The sequence below is a fragment of the Natranaerobius trueperi genome (genome assembly GCF_002216005.1).
Lineage (GTDB): Bacteria > Bacillota > Natranaerobiia > Natranaerobiales > Natranaerobiaceae > Natranaerobius_A > Natranaerobius_A trueperi.
This window is the reverse complement of sequence record NZ_NIQC01000013.1, coordinates 57,957-77,873: the sequence shown is the minus strand read 5'-3', so window position 1 is coordinate 77,873 and position 19,917 is coordinate 57,957. Positions and strand designations below refer to the sequence as shown.

Sequence of the window (19,917 nt, the reverse complement as noted above, 5' to 3'; positions counted from 1 at the left end):
CTTTCTCTTAACTTTTCATATTTGTTTTCAGTTTGTGACATGAAAATTCCCCCCCTACTTAGTTAGTTGGGGGAATTATGACACAAACTAAGCTGTTTTACTATGTGGGGATAGTTTGACGCTTACTCCATAATGGAATTGAAAGAACGTTAAAGAACAGGTGGAAATTTCATCAATGTTGTTTAATTGCATCCATAATGGAATTGAAAGTATAGAAGAAAAATCACAAGCTAAACCACCAACCGAGTTTAATTGCATCCATAATGGAATTGAAAGTAAAATTAAATCGAATACAGCGAACGGACAATATAGTTTAATTGCATCCATAATGGAATTGAAAGATGTTCCTACAGTTTTGCCAGTTCATTCCGAATCCAGCGTTTAATTGCATCCATAATGGAATTGAAAGTTGGTTGTTGGATGATATTATTGATAGTACAAAGGGGTTTAATTGCATCCATAATGGAATTGAAAGGAAGCATTTTATGTGAAGTTTGACCAAGCTGCACTATGTTTAATTGCATCCATAATGGAATTGAAAGAAACTATCCGAAAAAGAGAAAGAAGAAGAAATGTTGTTTAATTGCATCCATAATGGAATTGAAAGATTAGCTTCTCAAACTTCCTTATATCCTCGTCAGTGTTTAATTGCATCCATAATGGAATTGAAAGTTAGATATAACCCTTGCTATCTCACAAAAACCCTCGTTTAATTGCATCCATAATGGAATTGAAAGAATACTGGTTTTTGTAACTCTTCACTTGTTAAAAATGTTTAATTGCATCCATAATGGAATTGAAAGATAGCTTTATCAATAGCATGTTCCTTTGTCATTTCTTGTTTAATTGCATCCATAATGGAATTGAAAGTCTGCTTTAGCTAGCACTTTTTTCATTCTTTCTAAGGTTTAATTGCATCCATAATGGAATTGAAAGACGAACGGGACGTACTATGAGTACGCGTGTTACGGCGTTTAATTGCATCCATAATGGAATTGAAAGGAGAAAGTTAATATGGGAAGCAGAGCGTTTAATTCCGTTTAATTGCATCCATAATGGAATTGAAAGAAACAAAGTGGTGCTAATCGGAAGAATTTCAACGGACGTTTAATTGCATCCATAATGGAATTGAAAGTATCACCACCTCATTTGTCAGCGTTCTTCTCTTTTTAGTTTAATTGCATCCATAATGGAATTGAAAGCCCGTATCCTAACTAGGGGGGACAAAATACAAACTAATTTTGAAGGCTTAATTGCATCTATAATGGAGAGTGAGATTTTGAGAGTTTACTAAAAAATTTAAATTATTCTTTTTTAATTAAAGTGCCTGTAATAGGCGCTTTTTTTTAGAATTTAAAATTATTTGTTAACATTTGTTTTTAAAGGAAGGAATTTGATATAAAGAGTTGAAGGTTATATATAAATATATAGTCATAGGAGAATTATTTATATGAGATTGAAGATTAATTTTAGTATAGATAAACCAGTGAATCTAACATTCAATTATCAGTACCTTTTGTCGAGTTGGGTATATAAGATTATATACAAAGGTAATTCTCGGTTAGGCAAATGGTTACATGAGAAAGGATGTTTATTTAAAGGGAAAAATTATAAGCCTATTTTATTTTCTAATGTTTTTTTTGATGAAAGTAAGGTAGTTAAATCACCTAAACACAGTTGTTTACAGGTTGATAAAGGTGGATATTTTTACTTTGATTCGTTTAGAAAAGATATTTGCTATGCTTTAATGGAGGGGACATGGCAGAAGGAAAAAGTGATACTGAATGATAAAGAGTTTGTTATAACAAGTGTAGAGATAGTAAAAGATCCTCATTGGAATTCCCCCTTTAAAGCAAAAACTTTAGGTCCTATTTGTGCGCCGTATGTTAGTAATAACAAATTACAATATTCTAATCCATTAGAGAGTAAATTTTATGATGTGATAAGAAATAACTTATTAAACTGGTATGAAATTATTTATAGAAAACCTAGTGAGTTAAAAAAGGATGATATTAAAATTACTATTGATCAATCTTTTAATTTCAAAAAAGCTGAAAAATTAATTGATTTCAAGGGTAAAAAGATAAAAGGTTACCAGTTTAAATTCACGTTAGACGCACCAAGTGAAGTATTAGAGGTGGCCTATAGAGCAGGTCTGGGTAGTTATGGTTCGCAAGGGTTTGGGATGGTCTCAGAAATTGGTGAATGCTAATTATATAAATAGAAGGGAGGTAAGTTAAGTGGAAAAAGTTGAGATAAAGATTGATTTACCAGGTGATCCGTGGCAAATGATAGGAGCTTATTCCTTATATAGAATGTTTAAAAATATCAGTCACAGAAGCGCTTTAGTTTCGGATTTACAGTTAAACCCGTCTCAAATATTGATTTCTTTTTCGGTGGATGATTCAGAAAAGATCAAATCGTATCTTTATCAAGAGTTCAAAGATGATATGAACTCAGTCCCACTTCGCCCCATTGAACTAAAATTATTAGGTATAGATATTGGTGAAGATACTGAAGGGTTTGTTCCTAGCAAACTATCTCCAGTACGAAAACTGACTTCAGAAGAAAAGCAAAAATTAAAAGAACTTGGAATAGCAAACCCTAGTAGTAGTGTAGATATGACTCAAAAGAGGAGTTATATTGGCTTAAGAAAAAATTGGGATGATCTTAAGAAATCATACAAGCAGGATATAGATGCGTTTTTAGATCATTGGTCGACTGATGAAAAAAAGAAAAAGATCTGTCCTGTATGTGGTAGATCTTGTAACGGAAGTGATATGTATCAAATGAATCAATCAAAAAATGTTTTTTATAATCAACACCATAATGTTAAGCCAAGAGGATATTTTAAAAATGTTAGCAAAGAAAAAATGTGTTCCGTTTGTAACTTTCTAAATGTATTAGCAAGCCTATTGGTAGATGGTCATCCATATTTTGTTGGAGATAGTCAAAAAACTCATCTTTTTATTCCACAAGTTAATGATTTTGAATCACTTCAAATAATATATGATAAATTAGCAACAGAGCTATATAACATGAGAGAAGCAAATCTCAAAAGCTATCGAACGAATATTAGGAATCTGAATAATAGAACTCTTTATGTTTCCTTGTTATCACTATATTTTTGGCTTCAATATGAATTTCAAAATCAAACAAATTCAGTTAATCAAGAAAACCAACAAGATCCTTTACTAGCGTTTAATCCTTTTCCAGAGCCTAAAAAAGCAACAATTCCATATTGGACTGTTCCACGTTATCAAAAACAACAAAATGTAGTATTTTATCATTTTAGTAGGATAAATACAGATCACAAAATATTTGATTTGGTAAAACCCCTAGAGTTTGGATTAAACCAGGAAACAGGTAATATTGTACAGACTTTTTTTAATAAGTTATGGGCTAGTGATCAAAGACTGATTGATGACATAGCACGAGGAATTGTTGATCGTAATCTAGGTGTTATCCGAGAAAGGCTATTTACTTTATATAAAGCTTTTCAAAAAGATAGTAGGAAGAACAAAATTACTTCAACAGGTGTTTCGTTTTTTAGAAGTTATATAAAATTCCTTAGTGGGGAGGTGATGGAGTTGATTTCACAAGAATTGAATGAGGATTTAAAGAAATTAGGGAATGTAATCGGTAGAAATTGTGCAGAAAATATGTCTATTCTCACAAAGTTAAATAATGCTGCAACACAAGATGGTTTTAGACAGGCTCTTAAGGAAACTCAATTTAGCATTTATAAAGATAAGGTTTCCGAATTAAAGAGGAACAATAATCAGGATGAAAATAAGAGCATTAACATTGGAGTAGACCGTATGGAGAGGATATTAAATGCATTAAACTCTGATAACTTTAACGAGATTAAGGATACTTTGTTAATATATACGTCTCTTGGAGCTTTTAACAAACTTAATGGTTATGAAAAAGAATAGTGAAGTATTATCTAATTTTGAATCTTACTAAGGAGGTAGTAACGTGAAGTCATTATCACTTATTTGGTTGTCTAAGTCGGATTTAAGTAATTTGAACTCTGGTGAAGGAGGTGGCAACCTCACTGAACTGAAATTATATGACAACAAAACTAAACCTTACGTATCTGGACAATCTATGCGTAGGGCTTTGTTTGATACTGTAGCTAGAGAGTATGAAGATGTATTTAAATGTACTCCAGAGCTACCATGTACAGATATTGAAAATTGCTGGGGTTGTGATTTACGTGGTTTTTTAGCAACTGAAGAAAATGTAGGTGGGAGTAAAAGGTGGTCACCCCTAAAAGTCTCTCCTGCATTAGGTCAACTAAAAAAAGAGCTAGTAACTGATTTATTAACAAGACATTCCGATATAGAAAAAGAAGGAATGAAGAGTAAAGATCAAAGAATGGCATATGTTCAAATGGTTGATAACTTGTATAAAATGAGTTTAGTAATAGATACAGCGAATATAGGCCGAGTAGTAGAGCCTGAAATAACTGGAAATAAGAGTGACAAAAAATTTGCTGGTTGGAATGAAACAGTTAATATTTCTGGTGATGATAAGAAAGAGAGGGTGAATGCAACATTAGATGCTGTCTTTAATTTAAGTGGTTTTGCTAAACAAGCTAGGTCAATGTCTGATCTTTCGCCAGATATATTATTTTTATCTATAAAAGAAACATATAATCAACGAGGACAACAAATTTTTGATTTAGATGAAAATGGTAAATTAAATATTGATAAAGTAGAGACGATCTTAAAAGAGCACCAACTATTAGGTAATGAGATAATTCTAGGTTTAACTCCTGGTATATTGGATGAAGATAATGAAAAGGAACTCACAGATTTATTTGATTCTTATGGGGTTCAAGTTGTATCTGTGTTAGAAGCAATTAATTGGGCTAAAGAAAAAGTTTCTAAAGCGGAGCTCTAGATATGGAAACTAAAATTCTTAAAGCAGATATAATTGTACCTAGTTGGTGCTCATTTAGAATGCCGCAATCAATTAATGTGCTTCTCACTTATCCCGTACCTCCTAATACTACCTTATATGGAATGATAGCAAATGCCCTAGGACTTTTTCAAGACGATTATTCTTTAAGGGATGAAATTAATTTTGGTTTAAGAGTAGTGGAACCTGGTCAGTTAATTGAAGATTATGCTCAACTTCAAAAGAGAAACCCTTCTAAAAATTCCTTTACATCTATGGTTACTAAACAGAAACTTCTTAAACCACAGTTTAGAATGTTTATTAAAGGTGAAATTAGTTTATTACAAGAAATACAATCAGCTCTTGAAAACCCTGCGAGAATATTATATTTGGGGGAATCTGATGATTTAGTTGAATTAGCTAATATAGGGATTTGTAATGGTATAAATTCAAAACAAAATGAAATTGATAGTATAGTTCCTTTTGATGCAACAACTAGTGGTGATATTTCTCAAAACCAAGACATTGATATTGTGAAACTTCCCAACTCTTTTAATATTAAAAGTAAGACTCAGGTGGAAGTTGAGTATAAGATGTATTTTATTGCTAAAAAACTTATCTTTGAAAACCCTATATCATGTCTTCATTTAGAAACAGATGAAAAAGTGGTGATTGAAGATTGAATAAGACTTTTTTAGCAAAGGAAAGTCAAGGCTTATGGAGTCATTCTTTTGATACATATCGAGTTTTTACTCATTTATGGCCAAAAATAAAGCATAGAGCAGAATTGATTAGTAGAAATTACAAAATTTCCATCGATGAACTATATTTTTTACTTGCTGTAACAACTTTTTTTCATGATACAGGAAAAGCTAATCCGGGTTGGCAAGATGCAATTAAGGTTGGTAAAAAGCGTCTACCAACCCATTCCCTTCCTTCTTTGATTTTCTTTATTGCATCTTTCAATAAATGGGGGTTTGATTTTAGGTTACCTATATATCAGTTTCCATTATTAGCTGTGGCTGCACATCATGGAATGCTTTATGATGGTAAATTTAAGTATGAAGGGGAAAAAGGGACTTATCATTTAGAAGAAAAGGTTATTAATTTTCTATGTGATGGATTTTTTAAGCTAGATAATTGGCCTAAAGGCCATATTAACTTTAATGAGGGTGATCTTAAAGGTTCAGGTTATTCTCTCTATCAGAATGTTATAAAAGCACTTAATAATAGCCTGAAACATAACATGTTTTCACCTACTGAACACGACAATAATGAACTTTTTTCAGAGGCAGTTAAATATAAATCTGGTTATACATTTTTTTACAACATCCTTTGTACTTGTGATAATTTAGCATCTAAAACTTATTCAGATTTTAGCTCACAACAAGAAAGTATAAAAGTTGAACAATCATATGTAAATAAAGATCGACTTAATTTTATTCAATCTTATAGTTCATGGATGGGTGATAAAGAAAAATTATTTGGTAGAAATTTCTTCAAGGACCCCAATACTTTTCAAAAGAAATTACTATCAAATATTAATAAATATACAGTTTTAAAAGCTGGATGCGGAGAAGGTAAGACTCAAGCTGCTTTGTATTTTGCAAAGCATTGGCTAGATAATAGAAATACCAACAGGATTATTTTTACTTTACCAACACGTTTTACTACAAACTCTATGTACACAGATTTTGTTAGCTCAAATGAATATGATCTTAATTCAGAACAAGTTGGGTTATTTCATAGTGAATCATTAGAGTTTTTGAAATCTAATAAAGACGAGGAAAAAATCAACACAGAAGAGCTACAAGAAGAACATTTCTTAAATACTTTTTATCAGAAGCAAGTAACCTTATCTACTATTGATCACCTTTTGTATAGTCTATTGCATTGTTTTAAGTATTCAGATCGGTCTTTTGGGAATATTAATCAGTCAGTGGTTATCTTTGATGAGTTACATTATTATGAGTCGTACACTTTAAGGAAAATTGGTGAGTGCTTAAAGTTATTAACAGAACTTGAAATTCCTCACCTTGTAATGACAGCTACTCTTCCAGATAGCTTTTATCAATCTTTACAGGAGAAAACTAATCACTCTTATCATTTAATTGAGAGTGAAGGAAAAACAGAAGATACACAACAAATTAAAAAACCTTTTAAAATCGAAAAAGTGGATGAGCCTATCGTTATAACAGAATCTTCAATAGCTAAAAAGTTGGGGGAACATTTCTTTGATCTTATCAATAAGCATAAGAATCAAAAGGTCATGGTAATTGTTAATAGAGTAGAAAAAGCCAAATTTGTTGCTAAACAAATTAAGGATTTAAAGGGATTGGAGATTCCGGACGAAAATATTATTTGTTATCATTCCGAATTCACTTCAAAGGATAGAGAACTTAAAGAGCAAAAGATTCGATCATTATTTAAAGAAAAGAATGAACCAGCTATTTTAATTGCAACTCAAATTTGTGAATTGAGTTTAGATATAAGTTGTGATGTACAATTTTCAGATCTGGCACCTATTGATTCTTTAAGTCAGCGTGGGGGAAGGCTTCATAGAAATGGTGATCATTATATTAAAAGTGAGTGTAGATGTAAAAATTGTCAACTAGATAATCACTTACCTATAGATCATCAGTATGTTCAATATGTATTTCAATTAGAAGATACAAATATTGATTATTTACCTTATGTTGTAAGCTCAAAGAATGAAGAGATTGCGACTGATAATATTTTAGATCGTTCATGGGATTTATTAGGAGATGAGTATTCTTTTCCTCTAGTAAATAAATGGGTGACCCAGTTATATAATCAATCAATAGATTTAGATGATAGACAAATGAGACAATTTATTTTAGAAGATTTAGTATTTGGAAAGCGCCCCCAAGAACGTTTTGGAGACAATTATGATGAAGAAAGTGAAGGGGATTTTTCTGTTAGAAAAAGTGAATTCACAACATATGAGGTTATCCCAATTAAATATAAAGATAAAATTGAAAGTAGTGAAATTCTAGATTTACCTGATTATATTACGAAAAAGGATTTACAAGCTGCTTGGGAAGCGGTAAAGCCTTATTATGTCAAAATAAATGAATTCAAATTCAGAAAATTAGTGGGTAAAGAATTAATAAATATGAGCACTATAGGCCCATTGAAATTATTTTATGTTGATTTAGAATACGATGGAAAACTTGTCGGTTTTGATTTCGACATATTGAACAGTATGAATAAGGATAGTGAGAAAGAAGCTGATGATAGTGAACCTAATATGGTATAGTGGGTGATAAATTGAACCTCGAAGAAATTGGTGGACAACATTTATATTATCTCGAAAGCTGTGAGAGGCAACTATGGCTTTACTCTAGAAGGATAACTATGGAAAATGATGATAATTATATTGAGTGGGGGAAATTGATACATGAAGAACATTTTAAGCGTAATAAAAAAGAAATTCGTATAGCAGGTTTCAAAGTGGATCTTGTGATTGATGATGGGCTTATACATGAAACAAAATCTTCAAAAGTAGTTAAAGATCAACATAGGTCACAACCTTTATTTTATGTATATTATTTAAATGAGGTATTAGGTTATAACTTTAACGGAGTAAAAATTCATTATCCCGAAATAAAACAAGTTGTTCAAATTGACTGGAATACCGGTACGAAAAACGAGATACAAGAAAAGATTGATAAAATAAAACAGGTGCTTGATAAATCTCACCCTCCCCCACTACATAGTAATTATCAGCTCTGTAAAAAGTGTAGTTATTTTGAATTGTGTTATATTTGAGTTTGTTAAGTTGTATGAAAAATGAGCTCACTTAATCGCAAGATTTAACAAGATTTGGCAGTCATGCGGTATTACCATTTAAAAGCCAAAAAGTTATAGTACGATCAGAGTACTTAATACCAGCAACTTGAGCAAGAGTAGACTGGTTTAAATCATTGCTTGTCCTAACAAAGTTAAAAGCAAAAATAAAGACAATAAGCTTGTTAGCGGACTGGTTGAAAAAAAGATTCAATTAAGTTGTTAGAGATATCATCTTCAAAGGACTCGACCTGATGTGATTAGAATTAGGAAACAAAACTTTAATTGAGCATTGTAAGCTCAATATCTATCTGTAAAGATACTTTGAGGTTGTCCAAAAGCAGCCTGGCTATCTCTGTAAGGAGATAGATGAAATGCAAGCACAAATCTAGTTTCAGCATCAATAACAGTCCAGGCATAAATTTTTTTTGCCTTTAACTTTAATTACAGTTTCGTCAACATGCCACTCATCAGAGGAGTCAAGATCAGCAGGCTTTAGATATCTAGAAATATAAAGAAAAAGAGGTGCAAATTTTGTAGTCCAGTCAGCAATAGTAACATAAGACACTTTAATTCCTTCACAATCAAGAAAGAACTGAGAGACATTTCTAGTAGAGTTACCGTTGATAAAGTACAGGTAAAGAGCTCTAATAACAGTATGAAGAGAATGTCTCATGTTAGAAAAGTCTACTTTCCAGTTAATATCAAGTTGTGAAGGCTCAGAAATACTTTGAGGTTTAGGGACATAGAAAGAATGACTACACTTTTGTCCCAACACCTCAAATTAGAATACAAATATCATACAACTAACAGAACTTTTATTTAAAAGGGAGCTATCAATATGAGCATGCAAAATGTCTATATTGTTAAACCTGGTAGGATGAGGCGCCAGCATAATACGTTACGTTTTGAGTATGAAGAAGGTGGGCATAAATATTTTCCGATAGAACAAACAGATTCTTTATTTGTAATGGTACCATTAGAATTAAACACTAAATTACTTGAATTTTTATCTCAGCATAAAATCCCTCTACATATTTTTAATTATTACGGATTTTATTCAGGAAGCTTTATGCCTAGAGAAAAACTCGTGACTGGCCCAGTGTTAGTTCAGCAAGCAGTTCATAGTGACTCTGATGAAAAAAGAATAATAATTGCACAAGAGATTCTAAAAGGAGCTAGTGCTAATTTATTAAAAAATGTTCGGCAATTTGTAAGAGATGGTCTAATAAAAGAAGATCAGCCTTTAATCGATGAATTGAAAAATAGACAAAGCGAAATAAGTGAAACTCAAACTATAGAGGAACTAATGGGTATTGAAGGAAGTATGAGAAGATCATATTATAAATTAGTAGATGGAGTTATTATGCAACGATCTACAGAATTTGTTATGAATAAACGTGTAAAACGTCCCCCAAATAACAAAATGAATAGCTTGATATCATTTGTTAACTCTTTGTTATATGCGTCAGTATTAAATGAAATATATCATACACACTTAAATGCATCTATTAGTTATTTACATGAGCCTCAAGATAGAAGGTATTCATTAGCCTTAGATCTTAGTGAGGTGTTCAAGCCACTTTTAAGTGATAGGTTAATATTCAGGTTAGTGAACCTGAATATGCTATCAAATAATTGCTTTGATGAGGTAGAAAATGTTTGTTATTTAAATGATAAAGGTCGGAAAATTGTTTTAACTGAGTATCACAAGAAACTAAATACAAAAATACAGCATAGGATTTTAAAGCGTAAAGTTTCATACCAGAGATTGATCAGATTAGAATGTTATAAATTAGTAAAGCACTTGCTAGGTGAAAAAAAGTATACTAGCTTTAAGATGTGGTGGTGACAAGGTGTATATAATTGGGATTTATGATGTGAATAAAAAAAGAGTAGGTAAAATCAAAAAATTATTTGATAGATATATGTTTTGGACACAAAATTCTGTTTTTGAAGGTAAACTCACAAAAGTTCAACTACGAGAGTTAAGAAATAAACTAGATGGTATTATTGACCCAGAAGAAGATCAAGTGATATTCTATCAATTAGGAAATCAAAAGTGGCTGAATAAGACTATTTTGGGTAAACAAGTTGATGATGATCCACCGAATTTTATATGAGTCTGTGAACTCCCCGGGGAATTTACAAGATTTGAGGTAGACAGATTTATTCACCTTTAATACGTCTTTAAATCCCCGGTAATATAGTATTTTTATTCAGGGTTTAATTGCATCCATAATGGAATTGAAAGCGTGACAAGCTATCTTTATCTAAATACTCTTTATCGTTTAATTGCATCCATAATGGAATTGAAAGGTTGAACTTCAAGAAGTTTTTTGTAGACTTCCATTTAGTTTAATTGCATCCATAATGGAATTGAAAGGTGATAGAGTTGAAGGACAATGAAGGTAAAAGAAAGTTTAATTGCATCCATAATGGAATTGAAAGAAAAAAGAAAGATTAATATTAATAAAGTTGAGGTAGCGTTTAATTGCATCCATAATGGAATTGAAAGACAAGTAAATGAGGATATTTAGTTAGGTCCTCTCTGAGTTTAATTGCATCCATAATGGAATTGAAAGAAAAAAGAGGTGGTTCAAATTACTAAAACTCCTATTGTTTAATTGCATCCATAATGGAATTGAAAGTTGTACTGATCTATTAACGTCCTTTTAACCTCTTTCGTTTAATTGCATCCATAATGGAATTGAAAGAGCTAGGAATGTAATTATATTCTATTATTGTTTTTGTTTAATTGCATCCATAATGGAATTGAAAGTCGGAGTCTGATTTTCTAATAAAACCACCTGCACCGTTTAATTGCATCCATAATGGAATTGAAAGATGATAATCTAAGATTTGTTCAATAAAACTCTTTTTCGTTTAATTGCATCCATAATGGAATTGAAAGGAGAATTGAAGAAGAAGATGATGAAGAAGATATTAAGTTTAATTGCATCCATAATGGAATTGAAAGTTAAACCATGAAAACTAATAGAGGTAACGTCCAAACGTTTAATTGCATCCATAATGGAATTGAAAGGTATGCAGGTATTAACGGGGATTCCGATGTTGTTGGTGTTTAATTGCATCCATAATGGAATTGAAAGAAATATTCCTCACTTTCATTAACTTCTACAATTTCGTTTAATTGCATCCATAATGGAATTGAAAGATATATCTCTAATAGTTCTATCAGCAACATCAAACAAGTTTAATTGCATCCATAATGGAATTGAAAGCTTTCTCTACTAATTCTTGTCTCTCTTCTATCCTCGTTTAATTGCATCCATAATGGAATTGAAAGTTATTAAATGGTAGTGCTAGATTAAATGGAAGGTACAAGTTTAATTGCATCCATAATGGAATTGAAAGGAACGAAAGTGATTATGGTTCAGATATTGTTCATAATGTTTAATTGCATCCATAATGGAATTGAAAGTTAGGAATTACTAATAAAGAGTTAATTGAACATCAGTTTAATTGCATCCATAATGGAATTGAAAGTTGATGTATAAAACTTTACACATGGACGAGTAAAAGTTTAATTGCATCCATAATGGAATTGAAAGGTAAGATTTTGACCACATTCCATACATGTAAAAATCGTTTAATTGCATCCATAATGGAATTGAAAGCAGAATATCTAAACACTTTTAAGAATCCATTAAATAAGTTTAATTGCATCCATAATGGAATTGAAAGTTGATTATGTTATGGATGGGAAATTCCCTGAAGAGGTTTAATTGCATCCATAATGGAATTGAAAGTTTTTCGATGAAATTTTAAAGTTTCAGCTACTTGTGTGTTTAATTGCATCCATAATGGAATTGAAAGATTTTTCCGCGCACCCTAAATGTATCAGTAGACACCTGTTTAATTGCATCCATAATGGAATTGAAAGTTTTATAAATAGGTCTTCGCCAGAATTAAGAAATATGTTTAATTGCATCCATAATGGAATTGAAAGCTAAACTACCGGCAAACCCTTTACGTCCGTTATACTCCCGTTTAATTGCATCCATAATGGAATTGAAAGCTGTTTCTCTAAAATTTCTTCTAGTCTATTATTCATGTTTAATTGCATCCATAATGGAATTGAAAGCAGCATAGGGATACATTTGAGGAGAGATACAACACAGTTTAATTGCATCCATAATGGAATTGAAAGAAAAATTAGCACCTATAAAATCGGCTATTGGCGAATGTTTAATTGCATCCATAATGGAATTGAAAGATCGGAAAGTTGTTAACCTCTTCTTGATGTTTTCTTGTTTAATTGCATCCATATGGAAAAAAGGAATAATTACACTTATGTTAGCTGGGTTGTTCTTTGTTTCTGCTTTGATACAACATCAGTCATCGGCTATTTATATTATCTAAACTTTGATGAGGATACATCTAGAGCTGAAAAACTTAATAGAAGGCGATTATAGTCTATCTCCTTTAACATGCTCTAGCATGTTAGAGGAGATTTTTTCTTAGAGCTCTAGTTATCTTGTAATTAGACCTATGAAGTGATAAAATTATCGGTGAACTTTAAGGAGGGATTTTTGTTGGTTAAGAACCTTATATATAAAATTATTGGTGATCCAAACGATAGAGAGCTGAAAAAATTACAAAAATATGTTGATAAAATAAACGAGCTCGAACCCGAGATGAGAGCTCTTTCTGATAATGAAATACAAAATAAAACACCTGAGTTTAAAGAACGAATCGAAAATGGAGAAAGCTTAGATGATTTACTCCCAGAAGCATTTGCTGTAGTTAGAGAAGCAAGTAATAGAGTTTTAGGTATGAAACACTTTGATGTACAGCTTCTTGGTGGTGTGGTACTACATCAAGGTAGAATTTCTGAAATGAAAACAGGTGAAGGTAAAACTTTAGTAGCAACTTTACCGGCATATTTAAATGCCCTAACAGGAAAAGGTGTCCATGTTATTACTGTAAACGACTATCTAGCTAGTCGTGATAGTGAATGGATGGGTCAATTATATAACTTTTTAGGTTTAGAGGTAGGGTTAATTGTAAATGGTTTAAGTAAATCTGAAAGAAGAGAAGCTTATAAATGTGACATAGTTTATGGTACAAATAATGAGTTTGGTTTTGATTACTTAAGAGATAACATGGCTTTATATGAAAAAGATCTAACCCAAAGAGAACTAAACTTTGCTATTATTGACGAGGTTGACAGTATTTTAATTGATGAAGCTAGAACTCCATTGATTATTTCTGGTGCATCAGATAAACCACGTGAACTTTATTACAAGGTGGCTAAGTTTGTCCCGTTATTAAAAAGGGATGATGATTTTACAGTTGATGAAAAAGCAAATAGTGTCATGTTAACCGAAGAAGGTGTAGAAAAAGCTGAAAAGTTTTTAGGTGTAGAGAATTTATTTGATGATACAAATATGGAACTATCTCATCACCTAAACCAAGCTTTAAAAGCACATGTTCTTATAAAGCGAGATAACGATTATGTTGTTGAAGATGGACAGGTAGTTATAGTTGACCAATTTACTGGAAGAAAAATGCCAGGTAGACAATATAGTGATGGTCTACATCAGGCTATAGAAGCAAAAGAAGGTGTTGAGATTAAAAAGGAAAGTCAAACTTTAGCAAGTATTACTTTCCAGAACTTCTTTAAACTATATAATAAATTATCAGGTATGACTGGTACAGCCTTTACAGAGGAAGAAGAGTTTCAAGAGATTTACGGTATGGATGTAGTAGTTGTTCCGACAAATGAACCTATGAGAAGAGAAGACTTACCTGATAAGATCTATAAAACTGAAAAAGCAAAGTATGATGCAGTTGCTGATGATATAGTTGAGTGCTATAAAAGAGGGCAACCGGTATTAGTTGGGACTGTTTCAATAGAAAAATCAGAAGAATTATCTCATATGCTAAAAAAGCGTGGAGTAGCTCATCAAGTTTTAAATGCTAAAAACCACGAAAAAGAAGCAGATATAATCAAAAATGCAGGAGAGCGCGGCACTGTAACCATAGCTACAAATATGGCAGGTCGTGGTACGGATATTGTTTTAGGTGAAGGTGTTAAAGATCTAGGTGGCCTATATGTTATGGGTACAGAGCGCCATGAAAGTAGACGAGTAGATAATCAGCTACGAGGTCGTTCAGGACGTCAAGGTGATCCTGGAAAAAGTAGATTTTATGTATCATTAGAAGATGATCTTATGCGTTTATTTGGTTCAGATAATATCTCTTCTATGATGGATAAGTTTGGAATGGAAGAAGATCAAGCTATAGATTCACCTATGCTTACTAAAGCTATAGAAAATGCTCAAAAAAAGGTAGAGGGAAGAAATTTTAACATTAGAAAACATGTATTAGAATATGATAATGTTATGGATCAACAACGTAAGGTGATCTATGAGCAAAGAAAACAGGTACTAAAGGGTGAAGATCTAAAAGATATAATCTTAGATATGGTAGAAGATGTAATAGATGAAGCCTTAGAAAGCTATGCATCTGAAAAGATCTATCCAGAAGAATGGGATCTAGAGGCTTTAATTAACTTTGGTAGAAAGAGCTTTTTACTTTCTGATAGGGGTAGTGTTGATAAATTAAAGGAAATTTCTAAAGATAAAGAACCTAAAGAAGCTATTGATGAAATTAAAGAGTATCTATTAGAAGAAGCAAAATCTGCTTACAGAGAACGTGAAGAAGAAATTGGAGAAGAACAGATGCGTGAACTTGAAAGGGTAATACTACTTCGGGTAGTAGACTCTAAGTGGATGGATCATATAGATGCTATGGATCAACTACGACAAGGGATTGGACTTCGTGCTTATGGTCAAAAAAATCCATTAATTGAGTATAAATACGAAGGTTATGAGATGTTTCAAAATATGATTGCTTCTATTAAAGAAGAAGTAACTAGGCTGATTTTAAGAGTTCAGATAAAAGAAGCACCACAAAGAGAGTCTGTAGCTCGTACTGAAGGTGAGAAAGGTTCAAACTCAGCTACTTCTTCTGATGGTTTTAGTAAACACAAACAAAGTAGTGATGAGAAAAAACAAACTCCAGTACGTAAAGGAAAAAAGGTAGGTAGGAATGAACCATGTCCTTGTGGCAGTGGCAAAAAATATAAAAAGTGTTGTGGGAGTCCGGCTTAAGTGATTACATGTAAGGAGTGTGAAATTAATGGGTAGTAGTAAAGAAAATATTGATCAAATTCAACGGGTTGGTGAAGCTAAGTCTATTTATGAGACTTTAGATGCAAAATTAGAAGAAATGAGGGCTTCACTTTGACCAAGATATGTTAGAAGCACGTTTAGAAAAGTTAGAAAAGGAAATGACAGAACCAAATTTTTGGGATAATCAATCTCGGGTAAAAGAAGTTACTCGAGAAAGAACAAATATAAAAGAGCATTTGAATGAACTAGATCAACTAAAAGAACTACAAGAAGAGGCTTCAGTGTTATTAGAGCTATCTGATGAAGAAAGTGAAGTGAGCTTAGATGAAATTAGAAGTGCTTTAAAGAATTTTGAAAAACTGTTATCTGAAATTCGACTTAAAAATATGCTTAAGGATCCCTATGATAAAAATAATGCTATCTTAACTCTACATGCTGGTGCAGGTGGTACCGAAAGTCAAGACTGGGTAGAAATGCTACTTAGGATGTATGTCCGCTGGGTTGAGCATAGAGGTTTTGACTATGAAACATTAGATTATTTAGCAGGGGATGAAGCAGGTATTAAAGCTGTAACTATTCTAGTTAAGGGTATGTATGCTTTTGGTTATTTAAAAGCAGAAGCAGGTGTACACAGATTAGTTCGGGTATCACCTTTTGACTCTTCAGGAAGAAGACATACTTCTTTTGCTTCAGTAGATGTAGTACCAGAAATTGAAGATGATATCGAAGTAGAAATAAAAGATGATGATATTAAATTAGATACCTTTAGAGCTAGTGGAGCAGGTGGTCAGCATGTAAATACTACAGACTCTGCTGTTCGGATTACTCATATGCCCACTGGTATGATAGCACAGTGTCAAAATGAAAGATCACAGCATAAGAATAGGGAAGTTGCGATGAAGATATTAAAAGCTAAACTAGTCGCTTTAGAAGAAGAAAAACAAAGAGAAGAACAAGAATCACAACGAGGAGACAAAAAAGAAATTGCATGGGGAAGCCAGATTAGGTCATATGTCTTTCACCCTTATACATTAGTAAAAGATCATAGAACAAATATGGAAATAGGTAATGGAGAAAAAGTTCTAGATGGAGATTTGGATTCGTTGATACAAGAATATTTACGTCAGAAGATGACAGGATAAATTATTTATAGAAAGGAGCGTATTTATGAAAAATAACTCTATCAAAAAAAACAAAATTAAAGAGCTGCTAATAGATTTTATTGGTATAACTATTGGCTGTGCAGTTGCTGGTATTGGGATGAATATGTTTTTAATTCCAAACCAAATAGCTGCAGGAGGAGTCAGTGGTCTAGGAATTATATTACTGTATGTATTAGGTATTCCTGTAGGAGCCACTGTTCTTGGGGTTAATGTCCCTTTGTTATTTGTTGAAGCTAAGATAATGGGCTTTAATTATACTATTAGAACTGTTTATGGGGCTTTAATGTTTTCATTCTTAATAGAAGTTTTTTCTTTTGTACCTAACTTTACCGGTGATATATTTTTATCAGCTATTTATGGTGGTATCATATTAGGTATAGGTCTTGGGTTAGTTTTTAGAAATAGAGGAACTACTGGTGGTACTGCTCTTGCAGCTCAACTTTTACAAAAGTACACAGGTCTTACTATTGGTCAAGCGATTATAGGGTTTGATATGATCATCATTGTTCTATCAGCTATCTTTTTTGATGCAGAAGTAGCACTTTATGCATTAATAAGTTTATTTGTGGCTAGTAAGACTTTAGATATGGTTCAACAAGGATTTAGACAAACAAAAGCAGCACTAATAATTTCTAATAAATCAAAAGAAATATCTCAAGAAATATTTAGCCAGTTAAACCGAGGAGTAACTAATATTACTGCTAGAGGTGGTTATACTGGTGAAGATAGGGAAATGATATTAGTTGTAGTTAATAGAACTGAACTATCTAGGCTTAAATCTTTAGTTTATTCTACAGATGAAAATTCATTTGTGATTGTTTCAGAAGCAAATGAAGTACTAGGTGAAGGTTTTAAAGCTGTAGAACAAGATGATTTATAAATTCAGGAGGTGGAGAATATGTCATTAACACCAAAAGAAAAGGATTTCTTAATTGATACGAGTAGAAAAATTAGGGTAGAGACTGTTAAGATGCTAGCTGAAGCTGGTTCTGGTCATCCTGGCGGTTCTTTATCAATGGCTGAAATGCTTTCTCTATTATATTTTAAACATATGAATATTGATCCTGAACATAAATTAGATCCAAATAGGGATCGATTAGTACTAAGTAAAGGTCATGGTGTTCCAGGACTATATAGTGCTCTTGCAATTAAAGGTTTTTTTCCTGTAGATGAGCTTATGACTTTACGAAAATTAGATTCTCGTTTACAAGGGCACCCTGATATGAAAAATACTCCTGGGATAGAAATGACTACAGGTTCGTTAGGCCAAGGACTATCAGCAGCAAATGGTATAGCTCTTTCAGCAAAGCTTGATGAAAAAGATTACAATGTTTACTGTATTTTAGGTGATGGTGAGATCCAAGAAGGTCAGATATGGGAAGCTGCTATGACTTCTTCACATTATCAGCTAGATAACTTAATTGGTATTTTAGATTATAATGGTATGCAAATTGATGGTGAAGTTCAAGATATTATGGATCCGAGACCAATTACTGATAAATGGAGAGCTTTTGGATGGAATGTATTAGAGGTGGATGGACATAACATAGAAGAATTACATAATGCTATTTCAAAAGCAAAAGAACAGAGTGAAAAGCCTACAATGATAGTTGCGAAAACTATTAAAGGAAAAGGTGTTTCATATATGGAGAATGTAGTAGATTGGCATGGTAAAGCTCCTAGTGATGAAGAACTACAAAAAGCACTTGAAGAGCTTTCGGATGAAGGAGGGAAAGCATAATGGCTGAAAAAATTGCTACAAGAAAAGCCTATGGTGAAGCGTTAGTTGAACTTGGAAATGAACGAGATGATATTGTCGTTTTAGATGCTGATTTATCTAAATCTACTAAAACTGCGTCATTTCAAAAGGAATTTCCAAGTAGATTTTTTAATGTAGGTATCTCTGAAGCTGACCTTATTACAACAGCAGCTGGGTTTTCAACAACTGGTAAAATCCCTTTTGCAAGTACCTTTGCTATCTTTGCTACAGGTAGGGCTTATGATCAAGTTAGAAACTCTGTTTGTTACCCAAATCAAAATGTAAAAATAGCTGCTACACATTCAGGTTTAACTGTCGGAGAAGACGGAGCTTCTCATCAGATGTTAGAAGATATATCACTTATGCGCTCTTTACCTAATATGAATGTCGTTGTACCAGCAGATGCAACATCTGCAAAAGAACTAACTAAAGAAGTAGCAGAGATCGATGGACCTTGTTATTTAAGGTTAGGTAGACCAGGTGTGCCTTTGATTTATACAGAAGATGAAGAATTTCCAATAGGTGAAGGAAAGCTACTAAAAGAGGGAACAGATGTAACTATTGTTGCATGTGGACATATGGTAGAAAGAGCAATTTTTGCAGCTGAAAAGTTAGCAGATGAAGATATCTCAGCTGAAGTAATTGATATGTACTCAATAAAGCCAATCGATGAAGAACTATTAATTGAAAGTGCGAAAAAGACAGGCGGAGTTGTTACAGCTGAAGAACATAACAAATTTGGTGGACTAGGAGAAGCAGTTAGTGGAGTTTTAGCAGAAAATAATCCAGTGCCTGTTAGACGAGTAGCTGTTAATGATACTTTTGGTGAAAGTGGTAAAGGTGATGAGTTAATGGATAAGTATGGTTTATCTGTAGATGATATAGTAGAAAAAGCTAAAGATATTATGAAATAAACTAGATATAGAGGTGTTATTTTTGAAAGTAATTAGTAATATTACTTTTGGTATATCTATAGTATTTGTAGGCTACTACTTAGTTAGGTTATTCCAAATAAGAAGTAACCTACCCGAAGGAGTATGACCACAAATCCCACTTGGGGTAGGAGCTATGTTATGGCTCGGGTTAGGTCTTATGATGGCATCTTTGATTCTTG

13 protein-coding genes, 1 pseudogene and 2 CRISPR repeat arrays are annotated in these 19,917 nt (G+C 32.4%); of the genes and pseudogenes, 13 read left to right on the top strand and 1 reads right to left on the bottom strand.

Going from position 1 to position 19,917, the window contains the following annotated elements:
- Window positions 1–180: 180 nt before the first annotated feature.
- Window positions 181–1,202: a CRISPR direct-repeat array (repeat unit 30 nt; unit sequence GTTTAATTGCATCCATAATGGAATTGAAAG).
- Window positions 1,203–1,450: 248 nt separating this feature from the next.
- From cas6 to CDO51_RS07215, 6 genes are read left to right on the top strand one after another with little or no spacing between them, the layout of a single operon-like run.
- Complete coding sequence (gene cas6, locus CDO51_RS07240; RefSeq protein ID WP_089023633.1) at window positions 1,451–2,212, top strand: CRISPR-associated endoribonuclease Cas6; 762 nt, start codon at window positions 1,451–1,453, stop codon at window positions 2,210–2,212.
- Window positions 2,213–2,240: 28 nt separating this feature from the next.
- Entirely contained in the window at window positions 2,241–3,938 is a 1,698-nt protein-coding gene (locus CDO51_RS07235; protein ID WP_089023632.1) for a hypothetical protein, read from the top strand.
- Between the two features lie 43 nt (window positions 3,939–3,981).
- The gene (gene cas7i / locus CDO51_RS07230) at window positions 3,982–4,911 is read left to right on the top strand and encodes a type I-B CRISPR-associated protein Cas7/Cst2/DevR (RefSeq protein WP_089023631.1); all 930 of its coding nucleotides are present in this window, start codon (window positions 3,982–3,984) and stop codon (window positions 4,909–4,911) included.
- 2 nt (window positions 4,912–4,913) lie between these two features.
- Window positions 4,914–5,591 carry a CRISPR-associated protein Cas5 gene (cas5, locus tag CDO51_RS07225; RefSeq protein WP_089023630.1) on the top strand — a complete coding sequence of 226 codons (678 nt, stop codon included), beginning with the start codon at window positions 4,914–4,916 and terminating at the stop codon, window positions 5,589–5,591.
- On the top strand, window positions 5,588–8,188 hold the full coding sequence (locus CDO51_RS07220) for a CRISPR-associated helicase/endonuclease Cas3 (protein WP_089023629.1): 2,601 nt from the start codon (window positions 5,588–5,590) through the stop codon (window positions 8,186–8,188). The genes cas5 and CDO51_RS07220 overlap by 4 nt, the downstream gene beginning before the upstream one ends.
- Window positions 8,188–8,700, top strand: coding sequence for a CRISPR-associated protein Cas4 (locus CDO51_RS07215; protein ID WP_158212372.1), 513 nt, complete (start codon window positions 8,188–8,190; stop codon window positions 8,698–8,700). The genes CDO51_RS07220 and CDO51_RS07215 overlap by 1 nt, the downstream gene beginning before the upstream one ends.
- Window positions 8,701–8,761: 61 nt before the next feature.
- Here the strand turns inward: CDO51_RS07215 and CDO51_RS07210 are convergent.
- Window positions 8,762–9,510: pseudogene (locus tag CDO51_RS07210) on the bottom strand (IS6 family transposase); the annotation flags it as partial.
- A 49-nt stretch (window positions 9,511–9,559) separates the two neighbouring features.
- Between CDO51_RS07210 and cas1b the strand changes: the two are divergent.
- The 7 genes from cas1b to CDO51_RS07175 all read left to right on the top strand — a co-directional run bounded on the left by cas1b (window position 9,560) and on the right by CDO51_RS07175 (window position 19,717).
- A complete protein-coding gene (gene cas1b / locus CDO51_RS07205) occupies window positions 9,560–10,570 on the top strand; it encodes a type I-B CRISPR-associated endonuclease Cas1b (protein ID WP_205842141.1) in 1,011 nt (336 codons plus the stop codon).
- 4 nt (window positions 10,571–10,574) lie between these two features.
- On the top strand, window positions 10,575–10,841 hold the full coding sequence (cas2, locus tag CDO51_RS07200) for a CRISPR-associated endonuclease Cas2 (protein ID WP_089023627.1): 267 nt from the start codon (window positions 10,575–10,577) through the stop codon (window positions 10,839–10,841).
- A 101-nt stretch (window positions 10,842–10,942) separates the two neighbouring features.
- Window positions 10,943–12,958: direct repeats of the CRISPR family, unit length 30 nt; unit sequence GTTTAATTGCATCCATAATGGAATTGAAAG.
- A gap of 319 nt (window positions 12,959–13,277) precedes the next feature.
- Window positions 13,278–15,860, top strand: a complete 2,583-nt coding sequence (gene secA / locus CDO51_RS07195) for a preprotein translocase subunit SecA (protein WP_089023626.1) — start codon at window positions 13,278–13,280, stop codon at window positions 15,858–15,860.
- Window positions 15,861–15,978: 118 nt separating this feature from the next.
- A protein-coding gene (gene prfB / locus CDO51_RS07190) for a peptide chain release factor 2 (RefSeq protein ID WP_240503517.1) occupies window positions 15,979–17,023 on the top strand; the annotation gives its coding sequence in 2 pieces (ribosomal slippage) (window positions 15,979–15,993 and window positions 15,995–17,023; 1,044 coding nt in all).
- Between the two features lie 25 nt (window positions 17,024–17,048).
- Window positions 17,049–17,924, top strand: a complete 876-nt coding sequence (locus tag CDO51_RS07185) for a YitT family protein (protein ID WP_240503515.1) — start codon at window positions 17,049–17,051, stop codon at window positions 17,922–17,924.
- Window positions 17,925–17,942: 18 nt separating this feature from the next.
- Window positions 17,943–18,785 (top strand): transketolase, encoded by an 843-nt coding sequence (locus tag CDO51_RS07180; RefSeq protein ID WP_089023623.1) that lies wholly within the window; start codon window positions 17,943–17,945, stop codon window positions 18,783–18,785.
- Complete coding sequence (locus tag CDO51_RS07175) at window positions 18,785–19,717, top strand: transketolase family protein (protein WP_089023622.1); 933 nt, start codon at window positions 18,785–18,787, stop codon at window positions 19,715–19,717. Before CDO51_RS07180 ends, CDO51_RS07175 begins: the two co-directional genes overlap by 1 nt.
- Window positions 19,718–19,917: the final 200 nt, after the last annotated feature.

Coding starts and splice junctions, on each gene's coding strand:
- cas1b (WP_205842141.1), top strand. CDS start 9,560: ATGAGCATGCAAAATGTCTATATTGTTAAACCTGGTAGGATGAGGCGC.
- CDO51_RS07175 (WP_089023622.1), top strand. CDS start 18,785: ATGGCTGAAAAAATTGCTACAAGAAAAGCCTATGGTGAAGCGTTAGTT.
- cas5 (WP_089023630.1), top strand. CDS start 4,914: ATGGAAACTAAAATTCTTAAAGCAGATATAATTGTACCTAGTTGGTGC.
- CDO51_RS07185 (WP_240503515.1), top strand. CDS start 17,049: ATGAAAAATAACTCTATCAAAAAAAACAAAATTAAAGAGCTGCTAATA.
- cas6 (WP_089023633.1), top strand. CDS start 1,451: ATGAGATTGAAGATTAATTTTAGTATAGATAAACCAGTGAATCTAACA.
- CDO51_RS07180 (WP_089023623.1), top strand. CDS start 17,943: ATGTCATTAACACCAAAAGAAAAGGATTTCTTAATTGATACGAGTAGA.